The sequence below is a fragment of the Bradyrhizobium pachyrhizi genome, assembly GCF_001189245.1.
GTDB classification, from domain to species: Bacteria; Pseudomonadota; Alphaproteobacteria; order Rhizobiales; family Xanthobacteraceae; genus Bradyrhizobium; species Bradyrhizobium pachyrhizi.
The window spans coordinates 51,395-57,334 of sequence record NZ_LFIQ01000114.1; the positions used below are offsets into that span (position 1 = coordinate 51,395).

The following is a 5,940-nucleotide window of genomic DNA, read 5'->3' on the forward strand; positions in this document are numbered from 1 at the left end:
AGCTAATGCCGCAAATTTCAGCAAATTCGATTGATTTGTCCGGATCGCTTTAACGACTGCGTCATGCTGTTGATGAATCGCGGCGCGCCGGGCCTGACCAGTTAAGAAAGTTCTGGGCGTTCTTTGCGATGCTCGTGCCAACTGCTTGGCAGGAGCGGCACGCGATGTTCGGGCGCAGGCCAGTTTTTGGAAAGAAGCAAGAAACGACCTTGGGCGAGCTCAAGGAGACCGTGTGTCCGGCGCCGGGCGCCGACGGCGCGACGCCCGCTTTTCACAAGCAGCAGTGGGATCACCCGCTGATCGGCTCGATGCTGCGCGATGCAGGTTTCGCGCCTGATGACGAAGCCAGCATCGTGCCGACGGCAGACAATCGCCTTGCCGTGTTCGCTGCGGCCAACAAGCGATTGCAGGACCGTACCGAGACCTTCAACCGCGACATGACGGCGCGGCACGGCCACTGCCACGCGGTGCCGTTCCTGGTCATCGACCAAAATATCTGGGATGGACCGCATGGCGCGTTCCTCTACGCGCAAATGGGGCTGATCGGCTACGACGAGTGGAACGTGATCATGCTGGCAGGAGACCCGCAGACCACGGCGTCATGCGGCCTGGCAGGCCATCCCGGTTTCCTTCCATCCGTGACGCAAGTCATGACCGAGCATGTGATCGCGTGGAAGGCGCGGCACAACGCCCTGCTCGAGACGTACGGGATCACCGCGACCGGCAGCCGGGATATCTCGCATGAAGGATACGAGATGGAAAAGGACACTCTGCGCAACGAAATCATCGACAAGGCCGGCTGGATGAAGCCGCGCATCATCGACGAGCTCTTGCGCTGGGCCTAGAGGCATCAAGCCTCTGCGAAGCGCCTTACTCGTGCCTGCCGCGATGCCGGCGTGCGCGGGGCGGACGGCAATCCTGACACGGTGCGCCAAACACGACCTGCGACGGATAGGGTCGCGCGGAGTGATATGGCGTCGAGCCGAACAGGCCGGCCGCACCGAACCCCGCGCTGAAGGGATCGGCCGCGAAATTGCCGGGGAAATAGCCGTTGCTGCGAAAATCGCGGTCGTCGTCCCTGCCGTCGAAATACGCGCCGCCGGTGCTGCCGTAGCGCAACGGCCGCTGCTGGGCCGACGCCGCGGCTACGCTGAGTGCGATGGCGGCGCAGGCGATCAGTCCTCTGATGGCAATCATGGCGAAAACCCTCATTGCGGAAGGGTGCCCCAGTCGCCCTTCCAGGCGATCAGGCGTCCCTTGCCGAATTGCAGATAGAGCCCGTCGCTGCGCCGCGACAGCACGCTGCCCCTGACATTGGGCAGCGCGACGAACAATTCATTGCCCGGCGTGCCGCGCACGTAATTCAGGGGAACGCCGAGCGACTGGCTGGCCTGGTCGGCGCTCATGCCGAAGGCGAGCGGAACGCTGTTCGGTGGCCGCTGCTGCGCGCGGGACGCGCCGGTCGATGCGCCGAGCGCGATGACGAGGGCAACGAGGAGTGTCGCGAAACGCTGCATGGCTGACCTCATGGCACCGCCGCCGCCAGCGTACCGGCGGGCGTCCAGCCGCCGCCGAGCGCCTGGAACAGGCTGCTTGCCGCCAGCAGCTTGTTGAGCCGGACCGTGACCAGATTGTTCTCGGCCGTGAACAGCGTCTGCTGCGCCTGCAGCACCGTGATCAGGTTGACCGTACCGCCGCGCAGCTGCGTCTCGGCGACCTCGAACGCCTTGCGCGAGGCGGCGACGACGTCGGACTGCAGGCGCTCCTGCAATGTGTACTTCTGCAACGCGATCAGTGCCTTCTCGACATCGGCGAAGGCCGACAGCACCGCCTTGCGATAGGCCTGCAGGTTTTGCAGCTGCTGGCCCTTGGCGAGCTTGAGCTGGCTCTCCAGCAGGAAGCCGTCGAACAGCGGCTGGGTCAGCCCGGCGGCGAGCGTGTAATACCAGGCGCCCGGCGCGAACAGCGAGGCCAGCGCCGCGCTCTGGAAACCGGTGGTGCCGGTCAGCTGGATCTGCGGAAAGAATGCTGCGCGCGCCGCGTCGACGCTGAAATTGGACGACGCCAGCTGCGCCTCGGCCTCGCGGACGTCAGGCCGCTGGTAGAGCAATTCCGACGGCAGTCCCGGCGTGACGCGCGGCACCGCGATCTGGGTGGTGGACCCGCCGCGCACCTTGAAATCGGCCGGCGCGCGCGCCACCAGCACGGCGAGCGCCGCGATGTTCTGCCCGACCGTTACCTCGAGCGGCGGGATCGCCGCGCGCTGCGTGGCGACCAGCGCCTCCTGCTGCGACAGATCGAGCTGCGAAGCGGTGCCGCCGGCGAATTGCGACTTGATCAGCGCAAGGATGCGCTCGGCCGCGGCGAGGTTGCGACGGGTGACCTTGATCTGGTCCTGCGCCGCCAGCAGCTGGAAATAGGTGTTGGCGACCGTCGCCATCGTGGTCAGCGCGACCACCTCGCGATTGTAGCGCGCGACGGTCGCGCTCTCCTCCGAGGCCGACAGCGTCGCGCGGTTCTTGCCCCAGAAATCGACGATGTAGCTTGCGCTCAGCCCCAGGCTGTACTGCGAGAAGGTGCCGCTGGTGCCGAACGACGAACTGGATCCCGTCGCCACACGCTGGCGCTCGGCATTCGCCGATCCGGAGATGGACGGCAGCAGCGCGGCGCCGGAAACGCCGACCTGGGCGTCTGCCTGCACGATCTGGGCGATCGCCACCGCGATGTCGAGATTGTAGAGCTGCGCGGATTCCATCAGCCCGGTCAGTTCGGGCGAGCGGAAGCCGCGCCACCAGGCGAGCGCCGGAACAGCCGCATCGGCATCGCCCTTGGCCGCAGACTTGTAGCTCGCCGGCACTTCCAGGCTGAGCTCGGGCTTCTCCGCCCCGGGAATACAGCCGGACAGACCGAGGCTGAGGCCGCCGAACGCCGCCACGCGCAGAAGCCGGATCGGCTTGCGCATCAACTGAAGATTTCGCAACGCTGCACCTGTCGGCATTTACTCGCCCGGTTGAAGTGAGGAGCCCGGCATCCGCATCGCGCCGCCGCGGCGCACGCGCTGGGCCCACAGGCGGAACCGGTCGAGATAGAGGTAGATGACCGGCGTCGTGTAGAGCGTGAGGACCTGGCTCAGGATCAGGCCACCGACGATGGCGATGCCGAGCGGCTGCCGCAGCTCGCCGCCATCGCCCATGCCGATAGCCAGCGGTACCGCCCCGAGCAGCGCGGCCATCGTCGTCATCATGATGGGGCGGAAGCGCAGCAGGCAGGCCTCCCGGATCGCCTCGAGCGGCTCCAGCCCGCGCCTGCGTTCCGCATCCAGCGCAAAGTCGATCATCATGATGGCGTTCTTCTTCACAATGCCGATCAGCAGGATGACGCCGATCAGCGCCATGATACTGAACTCGGTCTTGAATGCCATCAGCGCCAGCAAGGCGCCCACACCCGCCGAGGGCAGTGTGGACAAGATGGTCAGCGGATGGACGTAACTCTCATAGAGCACGCCCAGCACGATGTAGATCGCCACCAGCGCCGCCAGGATCAGGAACGGCTGGTTGCTCAGCGAGTCCTGGAACGCCTTGGCGGTACCCTGGAAGGTGCCGCGGATCGTGGCCGGGACCCCGATCCGGTTCATGGTCGCCTCGATGCTGCCGACCGCCGTGCTCAGCGACACGTTCGGCGGCAGGTTGAACGAGATGGTGTTGGCGACCAACAGGCCCTGGTGATTGACAGCAAGCGGCGTCGCGCCCTGCTTGAATGCTGCAACTTCCGACAACGGGATCATGGTCTCGCTGCTGGTGGAGACGGCCGATCCGGTCGAGGCCACGCCCTTCCCGGTCGAACCGATCGAATTGGTCGCCTGGTTGCGCGCCGCCTGGGCGTTGGCCGCACTGGCCGCGCTCGAGGTGCCCGGCGCCACCACGGTGCCCGCCACCGCGTTAGTCGATTGCGAGCCGCCGACCGAACCGCCGGACGTGCTGATATAGACGTCCTTCAGCGTCTCCGGATTCTGCCAGTAGCGCGGCGCGACCTCCATGATGACGTGATACTGGTTGCGCGCGACATAGATCGTCGACACCTGCCGCTGGCCGAAGGCGTCGTAGAGGGTGTTGTCGATCTGGCTCACCGTGATGCCGAGCCGGGCCGCCGCGTCGCGGTCGATCACGAGATCGGATTCCAGGCCCTTGTTCTGCTGGTCGCTGTTGACGTCGGCGAGGTTCGGATCGCGCTGCAGGGCCGCCGCGATCTTCGGCGTCCATTCATTGAGCTCCTCCAGCGTCGATCCCTGCAGGGTGTACTGATACTGCGCGTTCGAGGCCCTGCCCCCGACCCGGATGTCCTGCACCGCCTGCAGGAACAGGCTCGCGCCCGGCACCACCGACATCTCGCGGCGCAGCCGCGCGATCACGCCGTCGGCGCCGATCTTGCGCTCATCGAGCGGACGCAGTGAGACGAACACGAAGCCGGAATTGGTTTGCCCGCCGCCGGTGAAGCCGACCGCCGTCTCCACCGCCGGATCGCGCTTGATGATGCCGACGAACTGCGCGAGCTTCTGCTGCATCAGCTGGAACGACACGCTCTGGTCGGCTTGGATCGAGCCGACCAGCCGGCCGGTGTCCTGCTGCGGGAAGAAGCCTTTCGGGATTACGTCGTAGAGATAGAAGTTGAGGCCGAACACCGCCGCCAGGATCAGCATCACCAACAGCGGATGCGCCAGCGCCGCGGTCAGCGTTCTGCGGTAGAAATTCAGCATCGCCTCGAAGAAGCGCTCGCTCGCCCAATAGAGCCGGCCATGGCCGCCGGCGTCCGGCTTGAGCAGCACGGCGCACATCATCGGCGTGGTCGCCAGCGAGACCGCGAGCGAGATCAGGATCGAGATCGAGATCACCATCGCGAACTCGCGGAACAGCCGCCCTACGATGCCGGCCATCAGCAGGATCGGGATGAATACCGCGATCAGCGAGATGCTCATCGACAGCACGGTGAAGCCGACCTCGTTGGCGCCCTTCAGCGCCGCCTCGAGCGGGCTCAGGCCGTCCTCGATGTAACGGGTGACGTTCTCCAGCACCACGATGGCGTCGTCGACCACGAAGCCGGTCGCGACCGTCAGCGCCATCAGGGAGAGATTGTCGAGGCTGTAGCCGAACAGGTACATCGCCCCGAAGGTCGCGACCAGCGACACCGAGACCGCCACTACCGGAATGAACGTGGCGCGCGCATTGCGCAGGAACGCGAACACCACGATGATGACCAGCAGCACCGCCAGAACCAGGGTTCGTTCGACGTCCCGGAGCGAGGTGCGGATGGTGGTCGAACGGTCGACCGCAAAGCCGATATCGATCGCCGGCGAGACCGACGCCTGCAGCTGCGGCATCAGCCCCTTCACGAGGTCGACGGTACTGATGATGTTGGCGTTCGGCTGCCGGTAGAGGATGATCAGGACCGCCGGCTTGCCGTTGGCGAGCCCGGCATTGCGCAAATTCTCGACGCCGTCGGCCACCTCGCCGACGTCGGAGAGATGAACCGGTGCGCCATTGCGGTAGGCCACGATCAGCGATCTGTAGTCGTCGGCCTTGTTGGCCTGGTCGTTGGCGTAGACCTGGTAGCGCTGGTCGCCGACGTCGATGCCGCCCTTTGGGCTGTGGGCGTTGGCGCTCGACAGCGCCGCGCGGACGTCTTCCAGCCCGATGCCGTATTTGTAGAGCGCCTGCGGGATCAGATCGACGCGCACGGCCGGCAGCGAGCTGCCGCCGACCACCACCTCGCCGATGCCCTCGACCTGCGACAGCTTCTGCGCCAGTACGGTGGAGGCGGCGTCGTAGAGATCGCCGCGCGTCAGCGTATCCGACGTCAGCGTCAGGATCAGGATCGGCGCGTCGGCCGGGTTGACCTTGCGGTAGGTCGGATTGCTGCGCAGGCTGGTCGGCAGGTCGGCGCGCG

The 5,940-nt window shown here is 66.0% G+C and carries 5 protein-coding genes; 1 reads left to right on the forward strand and 4 read right to left on the reverse strand.

Going from position 1 to position 5,940, the window contains the following annotated elements; translation table 11 throughout:
• Positions 1-209: 209 nt before the first annotated feature.
• Positions 210-845, forward strand: a complete 636-nt coding sequence (locus AKL29_RS29345) for a hypothetical protein (protein WP_028332254.1) — start codon at positions 210-212, stop codon at positions 843-845.
• A gap of 25 nt (positions 846-870) precedes the next feature.
• Here the strand turns inward: AKL29_RS29345 and AKL29_RS29350 are convergent, their stop codons facing one another.
• From AKL29_RS29350 to AKL29_RS29365, 4 genes are all read right to left on the reverse strand, one after another.
• Positions 871-1,197 (reverse strand): BA14K family protein, encoded by a 327-nt coding sequence (locus tag AKL29_RS29350; protein WP_244482490.1) that lies wholly within the window; start codon positions 1,195-1,197, stop codon positions 871-873.
• An 11-nt stretch (positions 1,198-1,208) separates the two neighbouring features.
• Positions 1,209-1,517, reverse strand: a complete 309-nt coding sequence (locus AKL29_RS29355; protein ID WP_028332256.1) for a hypothetical protein — start codon at positions 1,515-1,517, stop codon at positions 1,209-1,211.
• An 8-nt stretch (positions 1,518-1,525) separates the two neighbouring features.
• Positions 1,526-2,962 (reverse strand): efflux transporter outer membrane subunit, encoded by a 1,437-nt coding sequence (locus AKL29_RS29360; RefSeq protein ID WP_244482491.1) that lies wholly within the window; start codon positions 2,960-2,962, stop codon positions 1,526-1,528.
• Between the two features lie 36 nt (positions 2,963-2,998).
• The coding region (locus AKL29_RS29365) for an efflux RND transporter permease subunit (RefSeq protein WP_244482492.1) at positions 2,999-5,940 on the reverse strand (2,942 nt) is incomplete at its 5' end.

Coding starts and splice junctions, on each gene's coding strand:
- AKL29_RS29350 (WP_244482490.1), bottom strand. CDS start 1,197: ATGATTGCCATCAGAGGACTGATCGCCTGCGCCGCCATCGCACTCAGC.
- AKL29_RS29355 (WP_028332256.1), bottom strand. CDS start 1,517: ATGCAGCGTTTCGCGACACTCCTCGTTGCCCTCGTCATCGCGCTCGGC.
- AKL29_RS29360 (WP_244482491.1), bottom strand. CDS start 2,962: ATGCGCAAGCCGATCCGGCTTCTGCGCGTGGCGGCGTTCGGCGGCCTC.